12 protein-coding genes are annotated in these 19,472 nt (G+C 65.6%); 4 read left to right on the top strand and 8 right to left on the bottom strand.

The features are described from left to right. Positions 1-22: 22 nt before the first annotated feature. The gene (locus tag GO615_RS07450) at positions 23-952 is read left to right on the top strand and encodes an ATP-binding protein (protein ID WP_169126525.1); all 930 of its coding nucleotides are present in this window, start codon (positions 23-25) and stop codon (positions 950-952) included. Then, positions 949-3,414 (top strand): EAL domain-containing protein, encoded by a 2,466-nt coding sequence (locus tag GO615_RS07445; RefSeq protein ID WP_169126523.1) that lies wholly within the window; start codon positions 949-951, stop codon positions 3,412-3,414. The genes GO615_RS07450 and GO615_RS07445 overlap by 4 nt, the downstream gene beginning before the upstream one ends. Here GO615_RS07445 and GO615_RS07440 read toward each other — a convergent pair. Then, on the bottom strand, positions 3,411-5,450 hold the full coding sequence (locus tag GO615_RS07440; protein ID WP_169126521.1) for an ATP-binding protein: 2,040 nt from the start codon (positions 5,448-5,450) through the stop codon (positions 3,411-3,413). The two genes, GO615_RS07445 and GO615_RS07440, sit on opposite strands and share 4 nt — an antisense overlap. Before the next feature lie 299 nt (positions 5,451-5,749). On the opposite strand from GO615_RS07440, the gene GO615_RS07435 reads away from it, so the two are divergent. Then, positions 5,750-6,187, top strand: coding sequence for an oxidoreductase (locus GO615_RS07435; RefSeq protein ID WP_169126519.1), 438 nt, complete (start codon positions 5,750-5,752; stop codon positions 6,185-6,187). Positions 6,188-6,264: 77 nt separating this feature from the next. Here the strand turns inward: GO615_RS07435 and GO615_RS07430 are convergent, their stop codons facing one another. Continuing rightward, positions 6,265-7,962, bottom strand: coding sequence for a diguanylate cyclase (locus GO615_RS07430; protein WP_169126517.1), 1,698 nt, complete (start codon positions 7,960-7,962; stop codon positions 6,265-6,267). Positions 7,963-8,300: 338 nt separating this feature from the next. On the opposite strand from GO615_RS07430, the gene GO615_RS07425 reads away from it, so the two are divergent. Next, positions 8,301-8,933, top strand: a complete 633-nt coding sequence (locus GO615_RS07425) for a response regulator transcription factor (RefSeq protein ID WP_169126515.1) — start codon at positions 8,301-8,303, stop codon at positions 8,931-8,933. An 84-nt stretch (positions 8,934-9,017) separates the two neighbouring features. On the opposite strand, the gene GO615_RS07420 is transcribed toward GO615_RS07425, so the two are convergent. From GO615_RS07420 to GO615_RS07395, 6 genes are all read right to left on the bottom strand, one after another. Continuing rightward, positions 9,018-9,422 carry a hypothetical protein gene (locus GO615_RS07420; RefSeq protein ID WP_169126513.1) on the bottom strand — a complete coding sequence of 135 codons (405 nt, stop codon included), beginning with the start codon at positions 9,420-9,422 and terminating at the stop codon, positions 9,018-9,020. Between the two features lie 246 nt (positions 9,423-9,668). Then, positions 9,669-11,345: a PAS domain-containing sensor histidine kinase gene (locus GO615_RS07415; protein ID WP_169126511.1), complete on the bottom strand. Its 1,677-nt coding sequence runs from the start codon at positions 11,343-11,345 to the stop codon at positions 9,669-9,671. Then, on the bottom strand, positions 11,342-12,706 hold the full coding sequence (locus GO615_RS07410; RefSeq protein ID WP_169126509.1) for a cyclic di-GMP phosphodiesterase: 1,365 nt from the start codon (positions 12,704-12,706) through the stop codon (positions 11,342-11,344). Before GO615_RS07410 ends, GO615_RS07415 begins: the two co-directional genes overlap by 4 nt. A 20-nt stretch (positions 12,707-12,726) precedes the next feature. Then, entirely contained in the window at positions 12,727-13,134 is a 408-nt protein-coding gene (locus GO615_RS07405; protein WP_169126507.1) for a Rieske (2Fe-2S) protein, read from the bottom strand. Then, positions 13,131-16,310: a response regulator gene (locus tag GO615_RS07400; RefSeq protein WP_169126498.1), complete on the bottom strand. Its 3,180-nt coding sequence runs from the start codon at positions 16,308-16,310 to the stop codon at positions 13,131-13,133. The genes GO615_RS07405 and GO615_RS07400 overlap by 4 nt, the downstream gene beginning before the upstream one ends. Next, on the bottom strand, positions 16,307-19,438 hold the full coding sequence (locus GO615_RS07395) for an ATP-binding protein (protein WP_169126496.1): 3,132 nt from the start codon (positions 19,436-19,438) through the stop codon (positions 16,307-16,309). Before GO615_RS07395 ends, GO615_RS07400 begins: the two co-directional genes overlap by 4 nt. Positions 19,439-19,472: the final 34 nt, after the last annotated feature.

Raw genomic sequence — 19,472 nt, 5'->3', positions numbered from 1 at the left:
AATTGCTCAGTGAGTGAGTGACATGACCGAACAGGCGTGGGGCGAGGAATTCAGGACCGGCAACCCGGAGCTCGATGAGCGCATCCGGTGGACGATGGCGGATCTCGTGGCGCGGGTCGAGCGGACGCAGGGGCAATTGCTGCAATCGGAAAAGATGGCAGCGGTGGGCCAGCTGGCCGCGGGGGTTGCGCACGAGATCAATAACCCCGTCGGTTTCGTGAGCTCGAACCTGGGTTCACTGGAACTCTACGTCAAGCGCCTGTTTGACCTCCTGGCGGCTTACGAGGCGCTCGAGCAGGCGCTGCCGACGGATCATCCGGCGCGCATTGCCGTCGCCCGCGCGCGGGAAACGGCCGAGATCGATTACCTGCGGCAGGATATCCCCGACCTCTTGCGCGAATCCGGGGAGGGGCTCGCCCGGGTCAAGCATATCGTCAATGATCTGAAGAATTTCTCGCGCAACGACGAGGGGGAATGGCAGGACGCGGACCTCAATGGCGGACTCGCGAGCACGCTGAACGTCGTGTGGAACGAACTGAAGTACAAGGCCCACGTGGTTCGGGAACTCGGCGACCTTCCGCCGGTGCGCTGCATCCCGGCACAGATCAACCAGGTCTTCATGAATCTGCTGGTGAACGCCGCCCAGGCGATCGAGGGCAGCGGCACGATCACCCTGCGCAGCGGCGCCGACGATGCCATCGCGTGGGTGGAGATTGCGGATACCGGCAAGGGGATGACGCCGGACGTCATGGAGCGCATCTTCGAGCCGTTCTACACGACCAAACCGGTCGGCAAGGGTACCGGCCTTGGACTGTCGATCTCCGCGGAGATCATGAAGCGCCACCACGGAACGCTGACTGTGCAAAGCCGGATCGGCGAGGGCAGCTGCTTCCGGCTGGAACTTCCCCTTGTGGCCGCCCAGCCGGATGAAAACAAGGAGTCCGCGCCGTGAGCGGCAGCGCGCCCGTACCGGCCGCCTGGGACGCGCTCCCGTGCCTCGCCCTGGGCCTCGATCGCGACGGGAGAATATGCTCGGTCAATCGCCATGGACAGCAACGCCTGGGCCACGCCGATCTGCCCGGCATGGCCTTGAAGGAGCTCCTGGTTGAGGACGATCCGGCCGGCGCGCGGCTGTGGGCGCAGGTCCAGGACATCGGCCCCGGCACCAAGACCTTGCACGGCGAGTGCATGTTCCTGTGTGCCGACGGCAGCAAATTGGCCGTGGCTTGGAGCCTGGCGCCGCAGGGGACTCCCGATGCTCCTGCCCCGCTTCAATTTGTCGGCGTCGAGTGCGACCTCGAGGCCCGGCAGGACGATAGCCACGTATTCCGCACGCTCGCCATGCAGTCGCGGCGCGGTATCCTCGTCACCGACCCCGACAACATCATCCTGTTCGCCAATCCAGCGATGGCGCGGATGTGCGGCTATCCGCTGTCCGAACTGATCGGCCGCACGCCGGCCATACTGAAGTCCGGCCAGACCCCCCGCGAGGTTTACCAGGACCTCCAGCGCGCACTCGACGACGACAAGGTGTGGCAGGGCGAGTTCGTCAATCGGCGCAAGAACGGCGAACGCTATCTCGAGGCACGCACGATCTGGGCCATTCGCGACAACCAGGGCGAAGTCCGCTACTACGTATCGATCAGCGAAGATCTTGCGGAACGCCAGCGGTACGAGCAGCACATTTCCCACCTCTCGAACATCGACCAGCTCACGGGACTCCAGAACCGTCCGTCCTTCATGCGCGCGCTGTCGGCGGAACTGGAAATGGCGCACCGCGATGGACACCAGCTGCTGTTGCTGCATCTGGACCTGGACGATTTCGCGGACATCAACCGGCGCCTCGGCGCCGAGCTGGCCGATCGGCTGCTGGCCGAGTTCGGTCAGCGGCTGCGCGAGGTGTTGCGCCAGGCGGACCGCATCGCCCGCCTTTCGGGGGACAACTTCGCGCTATTGCTGCGTCCGCGCGCCGACGACGGGGAAACCGAGGGGCGTGACATCGCGGAGCGACTGCTGGCAGCCATTCGGCGCCCCTTCGACATTGCGGCCTCTGGCGAAACCATACTGCGCTCATCCATCGGGATTGCGTGCTACCCGAACGACGCCACATCGGCAGACGAACTCCTCGACTGCGCAATTACCGCGACACAGTCGGCCAAACATGGCGGCGGCAACCGTTTGTGCCGTTTCGAGTCGACCATGGCCGTGCGCAGTGACGAGATCCGGCGGCTGCGTGCCGCGCTCCCTGGCGCAGCCAAGCGCGGCGAACTGGTGCTGCACTACCAGCCCCAGTTGAGCCTCCACTCGGGCCACATCGTCGGCGTCGAGGCCCTGGTGCGCTGGCAACATCCCGAACTGGGACTGCTGAGCCCGGCCGCCTTCATTCCGCTTGCCGAGGAATGCGGCTGCATCGCCGAGATCGACGACTGGGTGCTCGAATCCTCCTGCCGCCAGATGCGCGCATGGCGCGACGCGGGCCTGCCGCCGATTCGCATGGCGGTGAATTTCTCGGCGCGCCAGTTCCGCCGTGAAGGGCTGCAGCAAACCGTCGCCCAGGCGCTCGCGACGCACGGCGCGGATGCGCGGATGCTCGAAATCGAGATCACCGAGAGCACGGTGATGCAGGACATGGGCGCCGCGATGCGCACCATCACGCAGCTCAAGTCCCTGGAAGTGCGCCTGTCGCTCGACGACTTCGGCACCGGCTACTCCTCGCTCGCTCATCTTTCGCGCTTCCCGATCGATGTCCTGAAGATCGATCAGAGTTTCGTGCGCGACATCGTGACCAACCCGGCCAATGCGGCGATCGTGCAAGCCACCATCGCGATGGCGCAAAAGCTCGGCAAGCTCGTGATCGCCGAAGGTGTCGAAACCGAAGAACAACTGCATTACCTGCGCCGCAGTGAATGCGACGAGTTGCAAGGCTATTTCTTTTCCCGCCCGGTCCCGGCCGACGCCCTCGCGCTCATGCTGCGCGAGGGGCGCGCGCTCAGCTTCACGTCCTCGGCCGAGCAGTCGGTAAGGGACATCGTGCTGCTCGTCGATGACGAAGCGAGCATCCTGTCCGCCCTGCGCCGCACCTTGCGCCGCGAGGGCTACGACATCCTGGCCGCGAACAGCGCCGAGGAAGGCTTCTCCATGCTGGCAAAGCACAATGTGAAAGTCATCGTGTCGGATCAGCGCATGCCCGGCATGAGCGGGACGGAATTCCTGGCGCGGGTGAAAACCCTGTATCCGCGCACGGTGCGCATGGTGCTGTCCGGCTATTCGGAAATTTCGGCGGTCACGGATGCGATCAATCGCGGCGCGATCTATCGATTCCTCGCCAAGCCCTGGGATGACGAACAACTGAAGGAGGAGATCCGCGCCGCGCTGCGCGAATGGCGTTCGCTGTTCGAGCGCCAGCGCGACTAGGCGCCCACGGGCAGCCACACACGAACGGCCGTGCCGACGCCTGGCGTGCTGTCGACCTCGAATCGGCCGTCGTGACTGCGCACGATGCTGTAGCACACCGACAGACCGAGCCCGGTGCCTTCGCCGACCGGCTTGGTGGTGAAGAACGGGTCGAACATGCGCGCGCGCTCGGCCGCGTCCATGCCACGCCCGTCATCGGCAATCTCGATACAGACCTCGTCGCCGACATGCCGGGTGCGCAAGGTGATCGTGCCGCGCTCACGGATTGCATGCGCGGCATTGAGCAGCAGGTTGACGAACACCTGATTGATCTGTCCCAGATCGCAGCGCACGGGGGGGATCGGCTCGTAGTCGCGCACGACCTCGGCCTTTTCCTCGAGCGTCGCGTGCATCACGCGGACAGTGTTGTCGAGCGCTTGCTGCAGGTCCGCATCGGCTGTCGCATTCGTCGCGTCGAGACGCGCAAAATCCTTTAGATCGGTGACGATGCGCGCAATGCGCCGGACACCTTCACGCGTTTCGGAGAGCAGCACGGTGACGTCTTCGCGGATGAAATCGAGCTCGGAGCGCGCCTGGAGCTGCATGAATTCCTCATGCAAGCCGCTGTCGCCGCGCTGTCGAACGAGCATATCGAAATCCAGGATCAGCTCGAAGAGATCCTTCACGTAGGTCTCGAGGGCATTGAGGTCGGACTGGATGAAACCGATCGGATTATTGATCTCGTGTGCCATGCCCGCGGCCAGCTGACCGAGGCCGGCGAGTTTCTCGGCCTGCAGCAGCTGGCTCTGGGTTTCGCTCAGGCGCGCGTTGGTCTGTTCCAGCTGGGCGATACTCTCGCGCAACAGGCGATCGCTCTCCAGCCGTTCGCTGATGTCGTGGAATACCACCACACAGCCCCCCTGACCGTCGCCCGCGCGCAATGGGGCGCTGGTCAGTTCGACCGGAAAGTGCGAGCCGTCCTTGCGGAAGAACACATCGCCGACGTGCGTGACGACCTTTCCTGATCGGCGTGACGCATAGACCGGACAGTCCGCGAGAGCATAGGGACGCCCGTCGGCGTGATGGTGATGCATCAGCGTGTGCGAGTGCTGACCCAGCGGCTCGTGCTCCTCGTATCCCAGCATCGCCAGCGCCGCCGGATTGACGAAATTGATGCGGCCGGTCTCGTCGATGCCGTAGATCCCTTCCGCGACGGCATCGAGGACAGTGCGCTGGCGCTGCATCAGACAGGAGATGGCAACCTGCTTATCGCGCAGGCGGGTGACCGTGCGGTTGATCGCATCGGCGATGCGCGACATCTCGTCCTCGCCGCGCCCGTATGGCACCGGTTTGACCTCGCCGCCGGCGGCGACCTGCTCCAGCGCCGTCTCGATGTTCGCGACACGGCGCGTCATGTAGCGCATCAGGCCGATCGCGAAGCCGCTCAACAGTAGCATGCCGAGTCCGAGCAATGAGCCGACGAGCAGCTCGGCACGCCGGCGCGAATCGGCAAGATTCTGGCGGGCATGCTCGACATGCTGATCCTGCGCCGCAGCCAACTCCTGCAAGGGCTCGAAAATCGTCTGACGCAACGAGTACCAATCGAACCTGAGCAGCCGGTCGAGTTCCTTCGCGTCCTGGTTGCGGCTTGCCGTACTCGCGCGCTCCAGGAAGCTCCACAGCCCGGGCAAGGCCTGCTCCATCTCGGCAATGCGCCCCGCCTCGAAGGGATCCGTGGGCGAGACCCGGTGCGCCTGCAGGAAGGTCTGCCAGCTCTCCCGGATGAGCGCACCTTCACGCGTGATCATCTCGGGCATGCCAGCCGGCGACGCGATGCCCAGCAGGACGTCCTGCAGGTGCCCATGGATGGATAGCAGCCGCCGTTCGACGCCGTGCAGCTGTTTCGCCGGGGCGAGCTCATGCTCGAAGATGCGGCGCTCGGCTTCGTCCGACGCGCGCTGCGAGAGCAGGAACACGAAGGACAAGGCCAGCATCACAAATCCGGTCAGAACGACGTGCAGCGCAAGACGCCGTCGGATGCTCAACCGCTTGAACATGGGGTGCGGACGTGCCTTGTCATGAAGAATGGAATGATATTCTAATACCCCGAGTCCTCGGGATCGGGATACAGTTGGCGGAATCGTACGACGAAAGTGGTAAGAGGTGTGCACACGGATCGAATCAGCCTTTCGAGGGTATCGTCACCACGCCCAGCCACATCCATCATGATGCCCGCATGACCTGAGCATGCTCCGCGACGGACGGTTTCGGCACGAACCACCGGAACATCGCGACGACAACGCGCGCCGGCTTCGGTCGCCCGGCCGCCCCGGCACACGACCGAACGGAGAAACGGATGACAGCGCACGACGGCGGACAGCCCGGGCATGGAATCGACGCCGGGCTCTATTCGGGCCTGCAGGAGCTCGCCGCGAGCGCCTTCCCCAAACGCTGTCCGGCCTGCGGACGGAGTTATCGCGACGCCGCCGACTATGTTGCGCAGACCCTTCACGTTGGCAACGGCAGCAGCGGGCTCAAGCAGGCCATCGACGACGACGGGCAGGTCATCGTCGAATTGTTCCGCAACTGCGTTTGCGGCTCCACGCTGATGGACAGCTTTCGCAACCGGCGCGACTGCAGCGAGGCCGGCCAGCGACGGCGCGCACGCTTCGCCGAAGTTCTCGCGACCCTCGTCGCGCGAGGCATCGAGCGCAACCAGGCACGCACGGAGTTGTTGAAGGTGTTGCGCGGCGAACCGAGTCCCATCCTCGAGGCCCGTCCACCCACGCCTTGATCGTCTTGCGGTAGGCAATTTGCCGCAATCGGCGCGCAGCAGGCCCCGAACCGGGAGGTGACTGGCAGCGTGCACAGTCATATCGCGGCGGCCCCCACTCTGGCAGCAGCCCGGAACACCTGGACCCGATTGCGGCCACCGCGCTTTGCCTCATACAGAGCCTTATCAGCAGCCGCGTGAAGATCGGCGGAACACGCCCCGTCGTGCGGGTAGTGAGCAAGCCCGATCGACACTGTTACGCGTCCGGCGAAGCCGCGTGGCCCCTTCAGTTCCAGGCCTGCGACCGCGGCGCGGAGACTCTCTGCCCTCTCGCACGCCAGCTCGGGCGCAATGTCGGTCAGCACGACGGAAAACTCCTCGCCGCCGTAGCGCGCGACAATGTCACTGGCGCGCGTGCTGCCCTGGATCGTCCTGGCGACCTCGCACAGGACGAGATCTCCGACGTCGTGTCCGTGCTCGTCGTTGAATGTCTTGAAGTGGTCGATATCGATCATCAGCACTGCAAAGCCGGGGGGATCACCGTCGGCACGTTTGCGTGCGGCGACCATGAACTCGCGTTCGACAAACTCTTCCAGGAAGCGACGGTTGTGGAGCCCCGTCAGGGGGTCGCGTATCGACTGTTCGCGTAGCGACTCGCGCAGCCTGAGGTTGCTGAGCGACAAGGCCACGTGCTCGACTGCGCTCTCGCGGATGTCGTGCGCCATTGCTCGCTCGGATTCATCGCACGCTGCACTGGAGACACCGTCCTCCAGCACGAGCAAGCCGATGACTTCACCGTGGGCCATCATCGGCAGGCACTCGATGCCCTCGACCCGCGGATCACCGACCTCATGGTGAAAATGTTTGCAGGCGAGCACACCGCCTCCCGCCGGTTGTGTGAAGGGCTGCCCCCTGCGCAGCCCCCAGCATTCGTCGGCACGGATGACGGGGAGGTGTCCGCGCTCCCCCCAGGCGACCGTAAGCTGCAGGAGGCTATCGGTGGACACCCACTCGTAAAGGGCGCCCCCCACGCCGGGAAAGAGTGCAGGAAGACGCTCCTTCAGGACCTGAAGCGCCTCCTGCGTTGTATTGCACGCGTGCAGGTAGCCCATCAGTGCGGAGAGCTCATGCGTATGTCTGCTTGCAGCGTCATTCGCAGCCAGCAGGCGGCCGAGCTCGACGTTTCGCGCTGCGAGCTCCACCCGCGCCTCGTACGCCGATGCGGATGCGCGATAGATCCGGAAGACGAGCACGCCCAGTAGCACCAGACTGACGAACATCGCGCCGATCACGAGGACATAGGCGCCGTCGACCATGCGTTGATAGCGGCCCTGACCATTCCTGAGGCGCGTCTCGTGTGCAAGATCGATCCGGTCCAGACGCTCGATCACGGACATCAGGGATGCTCGCGCGCTGCCGTCGCGGATGCTTCGCGTCGAATCTTCGAGATTCCCCCGCAGTCCGTCGCGAATGCCTTGGACAAACTCGGCCTGCTTCATATCGAGTTCGATGCCCAGTTGCTTGAATTCGGCAATTTCCGCCGCATCGAGGAACGGGTTCGACGCCAACCGCTGCATGCGAGTGTCGATGTCCTGCACTGCCGCGTTGTAGGGCTCGAGATACTGCTCATCGCCAGCAATGGCAAAGGCGCGATAGGCAGCCTCCGCACGGAAGATGTTCGCGCGCACCCGATCGATCTCGGCATGTACGGCGTGAAGTCCCTCGATCTCGGCCTGTCGCACGACCAGGCGATCGAAGGCACCAAGGGTCAAGGCGCCCGTGGTCGCGATCGCCACGGCAATCACCAGGGTCGATCGAACCAGCAGCTTCTGCGTTCGACTTCTCAGCACGGCACTACTCCCTCTTCTACAGCCGATGGCCCCGACTACGATCCGTGCGCCGCCGTGTGTCGGACGCGGACCGGGCGACGCGAAATCATTGGCAACGGGTCCGATTTCCGGGCGACATTCGCCCCAGAACCGGAGGACAAAGGCCCCCCGGGTGATAGAACTGGTAAATTGTCGTAGTCGAGCAGGAGCGCCCGCCGACCATTGGGTAAACGCGAAACCGGTGCCTTGCTCCAGACAACGGACTTGCCGTCGAACGCCACAGTGCTTTCCGCCCCTCGGACATGATGAACACAGACGACACCCCCGCGGTTCCGCACGTCGCCATCGTCGACGACGATGCGTTCTTCCGACGCGCGCTCGAACGCATCTTTTCTTCGGCCGGATTCCGCGTCGAGAGTTTCGGCGATGCGGAAGGTTTCCTCTCCGGCTACATCCCGAAGCCCGACGCCTGCATCATCCTCGACCTGCGCATGCCCTTCATCGGCGGCCTCGAGATCCAGCAGCGGCTCAAGGATCGGCACGTCGACGTTCCGGTGATCATCTACACGGGAAACGCCGACGTCCCGGTGACGGTCGCCGCGATGCAGGCAGGTGCGTTCGCGGTGCTGGAGAAACCCTTGAGCAGCGAATTGCTCATCATGCAAACCCGCGCGGCCATCGCCAGCTCGAGAGAGCGGCGCGCCAAGCGGGAGCAGGCCATGCACGCCAGAGCACGACTCGGACTCCTCACCGAAAGGGAGCGCGAAGCGGCGAAGCATCTGGCCGACGGCCTCTCCGCCCCGCGGATCGGAGAAGTGCTCGGGATCAGTCCCCGCACGGTCGAGGCCCACCGCGTAAACGTGTTCCGCAAGCTGGAGGTCAAGTCGGCCGCCGAGCTGGCGCGTTTGATCGTCCTCGCCGAACTGGGCGAAACCTGACTGCCCCGGGGCGCGGTCCCGCGGCGCGGCGCAGGGCCCCGGTTGCACGACGATCAGTCACGTCGTCGATCGTCCGCAGCCCGCTCAGACCACCGCATGCAGCAGTTGGCCGGGCACGAGCCTGCCGACCGCCTCGTCGAGGACATGCGACCGCCCCAGCTCGTACTCCCGGATCACCTGGCCCGACTCCCGGTCGATGAGTCGCACGGCAAGCTTGCGCGGGTCCGGCGACATGGCGAATTCGAGCGACTTCGCCTGCACGCGAAGCACATCATTCGCCAGACGCACGAAGTCGCTGGCGACAACCGGCGAGGGTTGCTGCGCCACGGCGCTGGCGGCGTCCTGCGGCAGCCCGCGCTGCCCGGCCGCGTTTGCTCGATCGCCAGCCCCACCGCGGGGCATCCCGCCCGGCGGCAGGCCGCCGCCCGCTTGGGCGATCGCGTCGCCGGCGGCCAGGCGGGGCGCAAAGTGCATCGATCCGATTTCCATTTCCCGTCCCTTCACGACCTCGATCCGACGATCGGGCGCAACGCGGGCGCGAGTGGCGCGGCGCTGCAAAACCGCAGTTTTGCACCCGTGCAGCAAGTCTAGGAAACGATCCGGTGCGTGTGAATTCGCGGAGTTTCCCGGTCGGCTAGGTGAATCTACGTAGTAAGGGCAAAAGGGAGAGCGCGGGCGATGCCAGGACGGGGCCCGGCACGCCCGACATGGCGTGAACGAGCCCCCGAACCAGGATCATGCCAAGCTTTCGGTCTCGGCCGCGGGATGCCTGGGCAGAACGACTCGAAACACGGCCCCCTTGCCGGGCTCGCTCCTAACCTCGATGTGCCCCTGGTGTCGCTTGACGATGCCGTAAGAAAGCGACAACCCGAGGCCGGTGCCCTTGCCGACGTCCTTGGTCGTGAAGAACGGCTCGAAGATGCGGCTCAGATGCTCGGGCGGGATTCCCTTGCCCGTGTCCTCGACTTCGACCCAGACGACTTCATCGTCGAAGCCGGTGCGCAAGGTGATGCGTCCGTGCGTTTCTATCGCATGCGCAGCATTCACCAGCAGGTTCATGAACACCTGGTTGAGCTGCGACGGAATGCACTCGAGTTCCGGAAGGCCGCTGTACTCCTTGACGACATCGGCCTTGTACTTGAGCTCGTGCCACACGACATTGAGCGTGCTCTCCAGGCCCGCTTCGAGATTCGCCAGCTCGCGCTCGCCCTTGCCGACATGCGAGAAGTCCTTCAGATCCTGCACGATGCGCCTGACGCGCTGCAGGCCTTCGAGCGACTCCTTCAGCAGGTCGCCGATGTCCTCGCGGAGGTAGGCGGCGTCGATGTCCTCCTTCATGCGCGCGATGTCAGCCTGCTGCGCGGCGTTGAGTGAGTCTTCGGCGCCTTCGTAGGCGGCGAGCAGACGCAACAGGTCTTCGGAATAGCGCTGCAGCGTTCCCAGGTTGGAATTGACGAAACCGACGGGGTTGTTGATCTCATGCGCGACGCCCGCGGCGAGCTGGCCGATGGATGCCATTTTTTCCGACTGCAGCAGCTGGTTCTGGGCCGCCTCCAGCTTTCGGATCAAGGTCTCCTGGTGCCGCTTTTCCCCCTGCAGCGTTGCATTGGCCCTTTCCAGTTCGGCCGTGCGCTCGCGAACCCGGTCCTCGAGGCGGTCGCGCGACTCGCGCAGCGCTTCCTCGGCGAGCGTGCGCTCGGTGATGTCGCTGTACGCGAAAACCCGTCCGACGATCCGCTCGCCCATGTACTGGGGATGCGAACGGCACTCGAACACGCGGCCATCGGCCAGGCGATACAGATCTTCGCTGTCCGCACTATCGACGGTGGCTCGCAGCCGCGTGCGGCACAGCTCGCCGTCCGTCACACGGCTGGCAATGAATTCCAGGATTGCAGCATCGTCGCGCTCGCGCAGCAGTTCGTCGGGGATTCCCCACATGTTGCTGGCCAGCCGGTTCATGTTGGTGATTCTGCCCTGCCAGTCGATGACGAGGATGCCGTTGCCCGTCGACTCGAGCGTTGCGCGCAGTTGGGAAAGCGTCTGCTCGAGTGCATCCTCCATCTGCAGCTCGTTCCGGGTATCGCGCGCGGATACCAGGATGAGCGGCGCGCCTTCATGGGTGACCACGCGGACGGACTTCATCACCGACATCATCGACTCGTCCGCGCAGCGGTAGAGCCCCTCCTGCTCCTCGATCTCCTGGTACTGACCGTTGTGCACGTCCTCCCAATAGAAGACGTCCTGCAGGGAACTCTCGATGTCGGTGATGCACATCTCCGCCAGCTGATCGCGCGAATAGCCGAGCGTCCCGGTCACGGGCCGATTGACCAGCAAGATCCGCAGCGAGGCGGGGTCGACCGCCAGCATCATCTGCGAGCTGTGGTCGAGCATCAGTTCGGCGAGACTACTCATTGGGGCACCGCGTCCTGTCCGGCTTTTCCGGGGTCGAAATAATAGCTGACACGCTTGCGCGGGCTCAGGTAGTTGTAGATCTCGATCGGCACTTGCGCCGGCCGGAGCGCCTTGGCGATATTCAGGTCCTGCTCCCGCGCCAGGTCGACGAGTATCGCGTCGTCCCGGGGAATGCTTGCGTCGTAGATGACGATCACCGGCTTCATCGGCTTGGCGGTATTGACGGTGGCCACCATCGCAACCAGGCCGTTAGAGAGCTGCACGATGGTCCCCGGCGGATAGACGCCAAGACAGCGAATGAACGCCTGCAGCATGCGTTGATCGAATTTGGGGCGCAGCTTCGCGTACATCCGCGAAAGGGCCTCGTGCGGCGTCATGGCGCTGGCGATATCCGCCGGATTGCACAGTTCGTCGTAATAGTTCGCGACCGCGACGATGCGCGGCAGCAGGCCGATGGCATCCCCCTTGAGGCCGGCCGGATAGCCGGTACCGTCATAGAGCTCATGATGGTCGCGGATGACCTCCAGGGCAGGTTTGGACAGCTGCAGACGGCGACCGATGTCCACCCCGAACTGGCAATGCATCTGATAAAGATTGCGCTCGGCCTGGGTGAGCGGCTCGGTCTTGTGCAAGATCTTTTCCGGGATCTCCTTGCGCCCGATGTCGTGCAGCAGCGCGCCCATCCCGAGCGCCGAGAAGACTTCCTGCGGCGCCCGGACCTCACGGGCGATCATCAGCGACAGCATCGCGACGTTGAGCGAGTGGAAGTAGAGCTCCTCGCCGCCCGTGCGATCGCCCATTACGTGAATTGCAAGGTCGGGGGAAGACAGGATCGAGTCCGCGATCTGGTCCACCAGCAGCCCCGCCTGCTGCACCGACTCCGCGGGATTCGAGTACAGGTTCCGCTCGATATCCCGGATCGCCTTCGCCGCGTGCACAAAGGCCGCCTCCACCCTCACTGCGGCCTCGCGCTGCGCCCGGATGCGCTCGACCAGCGCCCGCTTCGCCGCCAGTGCAGGCAGGATCGCTGCGCCTGTTGCGCCGGCCGAGGCGTCGGAGTTCGCTGCCGGCGCCGCAGTCCCCTCCCCCGCATCGGGTGCGCCGGGGGGCGATGGCGGTGACGAAGGGTCGGGCGCCGCCGCGGCATCCGGGGAGGAAGGGGCCTGGCGCGCCGTCATGTCGCTCAGGGCCGGGTTGTAGCGCACCGTCGTCAGGCCGAGACTCCGGATCTCCCGGATCTGGTCCTCGGACTTGATCTTGAACTGGCTGAAGGCAAATGGATGCTGGAACCAGCTCAGATCCAGCATGACGTACAGCCCGACCCGCAATTGATCCATCGTAACGGTGTTCGTGTCCGACATCACTGGCTCCGCATCAGGACTCATGCATCCTTGGCATCCCGGGGCCACTCGCCGACCCGGATCCCCTCCCCGGCGACCGTCACCGGCACGCCGGTCAGGGACTCTCCCCTGCAATCCCCGCGCACGCAGACGCCATCGGCCCAGCGGAACACGGCGTAATGCACGTTGCACTCGATCGACACCCCGGGCTCGAAGTAGAGATGTCTGTCCTGGCGTGCGAGTTCCGAGCCGAGATGGGGGCAGCGATTCAGAAAGCATCGGACCGTCTCGTGCTGCCTCAGCACGATGAGCGAGATTTCTATCCCGCCCCGCAGCAATCGGACGACATGGCCTCCCGTGGGCGGAACCTCGTCGAGCCTGCAGATGAACGTGCCTGCGGGCAATTCGCTTGCCAGGCTTGCGCGAATGTCGCCGCGATGAACGTTCATGCGCCCTGCCCCGCCTCGGCGATGGCCACTTCGAGACGGTCGCGCGCGCCCGCAAAGTCGAAGCTCCGGGCCGCCTGGAGCACCGCATCGAAACTCCCGCCGAGCGCCGCGCGCAAGTCGGCGGCATTGCTTTCGAGCAGCGCCACACTCGCAAAATCGTCGGCTGCCAGGCGATCGAGGACGGCCCGGCAGAGTTCCCGTGCGGCGGCGTCGACCGCTGCTGTCTGCGCGACACCCGCCGTCGCCGGGGGAACTCGTTGTGACGGCGGGGTTGGCGATCGCACAGCGGTCTGCGGCCCGATCCAGCGCTGCAGGGCTTCCTGAAGTCGGGAGGGGTCGACCGGCTTCGTGAGGTAATCGTTCATCCCGGCCGCGAGACATCGCTCGCGGTCTCCGGGCATGGCACTGGCCGTCAGCGCGACAATCGGCAAACCCTGCAACCCGGGCAGCTTGCGAATCTCACGCGTTGCCGTGATGCCGTCCATGACGGGCATCTGCATGTCCATGAGGACGAGCTGCCAGACCTGTTCCTGCGCGCGGCGAAGCGCCTCCGCACCGTCTTCCGCGAAGCCGACCTCGACGCCCGAATCGCGCAACAGCGCCGCCACAACCTCGCGATTCAGCTCATTGTCCTCCACCAGCAGCACCCGGGCGCCCGCCACGACCGCTCCCGACGCAGGCAAGGCGGGGGACGGAACAGGGGGGGAAGACGCACGTCGGGAAACGCCCACCTTGCACGTAAACCAGAAGGTCGAGCCTCCTCCCGGCGCGCTGTCGACGCCGACCGCACCGCCCATGAGTTCGGCCAGACGCTTGCTGATTGCCAGCCCCAACCCCGTGCCGCCGTACTTGCGCGTGATCGAGCTGTCGGCCTGCTCGAAGCTGCGGAACAGGCGCGAGCGTTGTTCTTCGGCGATGCCGATGCCGGTGTCGCTGACCTCGAAACGCAGCTCGAGCTCGTCGCGCAGCGCATGCTGGACGCGGGTGCGTAGCACGATCCGGCCGCGCTCGGTGAACTTGACCGCGTTGTTCGCGTAGTTGAGCAGCACCTGCGAAATGCGTAGCGGATCACCGAGAATGAAGGTCGGCACGTCGGGCGCCAACTCGATGACGAGGTCGAGCCCCTTGCCCTTCGCCTTGTCGGCGATCTGCGCCCCCACTTCGCCAACCAGTCCCGGCAGATCGACATCGATGTGTTCGGGTGTCAGCTTGCCGGCCTCCATCTTGGACAGGTCCAGAACGTCGTTGATGATGCCGAGCAGGTGTTTGCTCGAGGCCTGCACCTTCTCCAGCAGCCCGCGCTGCTGCGCTGCGAGATCGCCCTTGAGCACCAGATGGGTGATGCCGATGATGACGTTGAGCGGCGTGCGCATCTCGTGGCTCATATTGGCGAGGAAGGCCGACTTGGCGTTCGCCGCCTCTTCGGCCAGCGCTCGCGCGCACTCCATGTTCTCGAGGACGGCGTGCTCCGCGCTGATGTCGTCGATGACCCACACCGTACCCTTGCTGCGGTCATGCACGTCCACCGCGATGCCGGTCAGGCGGGCCCAGAACAGCGACCCGTCGCGCCGCATCAGCTGCTGTTCGCGCCGATGCGGCCTGCCCTGCCAGATCGTCTCGTACACCTCGCCGCCGCCCGCTTCGCAGGCCGCCTCGTCGGGATACCAGATTGCGGTCGACTGCCCCGCCATCGCGCCTGGCGGCCACCCCAGCATCTCGTGCAGCCTCCGATTGCAGCGGACCAGCACGCGATCCCTGATCAGGGCGATGCCCGATGAAGTCGTGTCGAAGATCGCCTGCTGCTCATCGATTGCAGCTTTGAGGGAATCCGTGGCCGCCGCGAGCTCGGCCGTCCGCTCGGCGACCAGGGTTTCGAGCCGTTCGCGATAACGCTGAACCTCCCGCTCGGCCTCCTTCTGCGCGCTGATGTCGGACCAAGCCGCGTGCAGCAGCATGCGTTCGCCCTCGGGGATCACCGTGAGCAGCACCTCGGCGGGGAAGGTCTCGCCGTTTGCCCTGAGGTGCAGCCACTCGAAGCGACTGCTGCCCTCCGCAAGCGTACGCGCGATGATTTCCGCTGCCTTGGCCGCCGAGGGCTGGCCGTCGGGCTGCAGCACGGGGGAAATGTCGGCCGGGGAGCGACCGAGGACCTGGTCTAGCCGCTCCATCCGCAACATCTTCAGCGACGCCTTGTTGGCAGCGACGATACGCCCGTCCTCGATCAGCGTAACGCCCTGTTGCGTCTCCTCGAACAAGCGCCGGAAGCGCGCCTCGCTCGCCTCCAGCTCGGCCGTGCGCCGGGCCACCGCACGCCGCAAGGCACGCAGCCAGACAATGAGGCCGAGCGCCGCGAGCGCGAGGACGATGAGCGCCGCGGCGAGGTAGCGCAGATATCGACCGTATTCGACCGCCGGGGGGGGCATCCACTTCGCGCGCAGGGCCGCGTCCTCCTCGGCGCTGATGGCGGCGATGCCGCGCTCGACAAGCCGCAGCGCTTCGACATTGCCCTTCTTCACTGCCCGGTGAAACCGCCCCTCGTAGAGCGTGAAAACCTTCGGGAACAGTTGCTGCGCTTCATTGCGGTAGAGGTAGTAGTTTGCCGGGTATTCATCCAGGCAGAACAGGCGCACTTCGCCCGCCAGGGCACCGACGATCAGGCGGGCGTAATCGGGGTACTCGCGAAACTTGTCGACGCCCTGTCTGCCCAGCTCTTCAATGCAGGCATCTCCGGCCATCACGCCAACCATGAAGCCGCGCAGCCCGGCGACGTCGTGGATCCCCTGGATGGACTCGTCCGCATAGACCCCTACCGGGACCTTCGCGTAGGGGGGAGAAAACTCGTACAGGGGTTCGCGCGCGGGCGTGCGGAAAATCATGTCGATGACATCCGCCTCACCCTCCAGCAGACTGCGTTGCGCCTCGGACCACTGGATGGCCTGCAGCTCGACCTTGACGCCGGTCTTTTGCTCCCAGAGGCGCCAGTAGTCCACCAGATAACCGGTCGGTGCGCCCGCCGGGTCGAGGAACAGGAAGGGCGGATAGTTGTAGTCGCTGACCACTCTCAGCACCCGCGGCTCGGCGCGGGGCTGGGCGTGGCTCGCGCCGGCCGCCAGCAGAACGGCCAGAAAGGCCGCCGCGAGCAGGACAAGCCGCCGCAGCGAGAGGAATCCGCTCATGAGGCGGTCTCCAGGTGCTCACGAGCCTCGCGCAGCGAGGCGCGTGCCTCGGCGAAGGCGAACGCGTCGATCTCGCTCTCGATTCGGCGCGCCAGGGGGCCGAAAGCCGCTTCGAAGTCCGCGCGGTGTTCCCGGTAGACCCGACATGCCGACACGTCATCGCACGCCAACAGGGCTTCCAGCAAATCGGCGACCTCGCGCAGCGCGGCGAGATCGGGAACCTTCTCGAGCCCTGCGCCCAGCCCAGACGCATCGCTGGCGGGGGCCCGGCCGGGCGATTCATCGCGCACCGGAGCCCTGCGCTGGCTACCGCCGTCCGCCGGCAGCCAGCGGCGCAGCGCGGCGTAGAGCTTCCGGGGATCGACCGGCTTGGGGATGTGGTCGTTCATGCCCGCTTCAATGCAGGCAGCACGATCCTCGTCGAAGGCATTGGCAGTCATCGCGAGGATGGGGGTGGTCGCGTAGCCTGGCAACGCGCGTATCGCGCGAGTGGCTTCGAGCCCCCCCATGACCGGCATCTGGATGTCCATGAGAATGAGGTCGTAGGCCTCGCATGCGGACTTGTCGAGCGCGATGCGGCCGTTTTCCGCCACGTCGGGCACGATGCCTGCACGCGCGAGAAGCGCGAGCGCAACTTCGCGATTGACGGCATTGTCTTCGGCGAGCAGCACCCGCGCATCGGGCGCCAGTTCGGACTGCACGGACAACTCGCCCTGATCGTTTGCTGGCGGGCTCGCCGCCGCCCCGCATGCCTCGGCGTGGGGATATCCCATCGGCACCTCGAGCCAGAAGGTCGAACCCCCGCCCGGCTGACTCGTGAGGCCGATGCGCCCGCCCATCAGTTCGACCAGACGGCGACAGATGGCGAGCCCGAGCCCGGTGCCGCCGAAGCGCCGCGTCGTGGAGCTGTCGGCCTGCTCGAAGGCGTGGAAGATGCGCTCCTGTTCGTCGAAGGCAATGCCAATGCCGGTATCCCTCACCTCCAGGCGCACCCATAGCCGTTCGAGTTCGAACCCCACGACCTGGCCGCTCACGCGCACCGCCCCCCGCTCGGTAAACTTGATGGCGTTGCCGACGAGGTTGAGCAGCACCTGCTCCAGACGCAGCGCATCGCCATGCAGCCCGCGTGGCAGCGCGGCGAGGTCCGCCTCCAGTTGCAGGCCCTTGTGCTCGGCGCGGTCCCGCAGCAGGCTGAAGACGTTGGCGAGCACGTGAGGCGGTTCGAAATATACCGCCTCCAGCTGCACCTTGCCGGCCTCGATCTTGGAGAGGTCGAGGATGTCGTTGATGATCCGCAACAGATGCCGGGCCGCCGACGAGACCTTGCGCAACCGGTCGAGTTGCTCGGGCTCGCCGATGTCGCGCTCGAGCAGGTGAGTGAGACCGATGATCGCATTCATCGGCGTGCGGATCTCGTGACTCATGTTGGCGAGGAATTCGCTCTTGCTGCGGCTCGAAGCCTCCGCCGCGAGCTTCGCCGCATTCAGTTCTGCGGTTCGCGCCACCACCAGCTGCTCGAGGTTCTCGCGGTGGGCCGCGAGCTCCTCCAGAAGCCGCTTGCGCTCGGTGATGTCCTCCTTGATCGCGACATAATGGGTGACGCTGCCGCCGCGTTCCCGCAGCGGAATGATCGTCGCGCTCTCGATCACCTCGCGCCCGTCCCGCGTGACATTGACCAGCTCACCGCGCCAGGACTCGCCACGCTTGAGCGTGGCCCACAGGTCGCTGTAGGTCGAAGCGGGCGTCTTGCCCGATTTGAGGAAGCGCGGATTGCGACCGATGGCCTCGGCGCGCGAGTAACCCGTCACTTGCACGAACGCGTCATTGACGTATTCGATCCGCGCGTTCAGATCGGCCACGAGGACGGCAATCGGGGCCTGTTCCACGACCAGCGAGAGCTTGCGCACCTCGGCCTGCGTTGCTGCCTCCAGGGCGGCTGCCCGCCTGCGCTCCAGCGCGGCCCCCAGATGCGCGGCGGCGGACTCGAGCAGGCGGCGCTTCTCGTCCCGGAACTGCGCCGCCTCCTCGGCGCCAGGCGGCGCAATCGGGTCGACACAGATGCGCCAGCGCTTGTCCGCCATGTCGGAGAACTCCGCCACCAGAAGCGGCCGACCGTCCGGGGCTCTGGCGCCGTCCGCCGCCTCGACCCTTGTCACGGCAAGGGCCGGGAAACGCATCGCGGCACGCAGCCGCTCGACGACCGCGTCCACCAGCAGGTCCGGCGCGATGTCCGCACGGTCGCACATGCGCGCGACATCATAGACGCAGCTCATCTCCTTGAGGCGTTCGCGCAACCTGCGCTCGGCATCCTCCCGCGAAATGAGCGAATCGCGGAACGCCAGCGCCGCACTCGCGATATCCCCGAGCAAACTGCCCGGCTGCTTGGCGATCTCACGCACCAGCGGCAGGGACTCGGGATCCTGTTCTTCGCGGGCGAATGCGCGCAAGGCGCTGCCGAGGGCGAACAGCCGTTCGCTGAGCCAGGAGCTGAGAACGAACCACGCCAGCACCAACGTGGACATGAGCGCCCCCCCGACGATCAGGGTGTTACGGATATAGGCGTCGAAGTCGCTCTCGTCGGCGTGCGCACGGGCCCGCTCGTCTTCGATTGTCCGCAGGGTGAGCGCCCGGGTATGGGTCGTGAACTCCACGAAGTGCCGCGACGCCTCGAAGCCGCTGCTCATCGCGGCGCGCGGATCGGACATCAGCAAGCCCATCGTCCCGATGACGCTCGCGCGGTAGTCCTGAAAGTGGAATCGTCCCTCGCGCGCTTCGTGGCGCGAAACGTCGAGTTCAGCGAGACCCGCCACACGCCCGTCCAGCTCGACGAGGCGGCGCTGCACATCCTCAGCGAGGCGCGCGGCGGCGGCACCATCGAGGCGCCCGACCGCGGCCCCTTCGACTGCCAGATTGACAAGGTGCTGGACCTCGCTCATGTCCTTGTTGATGCCGGTGAGGCGACCGATGAGCTCCAGATGCCCGGACTCGGCCAACCTCGCCGCCCGATGCGCGTCGCGCAGGTCGGTGAAGGACGCGATCACCAGGACTCCGACCAGCAGCGCCAGGAGGGCGATCGGCAGGAACACGGCCAACAGCAAGGGCGGAATGCGCGCGCGCTTCGGGCTCACGGCCGGCCCCCCCGACATACTCCGATGTCTGCGA

Source organism: Aromatoleum evansii, assembly GCF_012910805.1.
Classification (GTDB): domain Bacteria; phylum Pseudomonadota; class Gammaproteobacteria; order Burkholderiales; family Rhodocyclaceae; genus Aromatoleum; species Aromatoleum evansii.
Note: the sequence above shows the minus strand (reverse complement) of the source record. Positions and strands in the feature narration are given on the sequence as shown.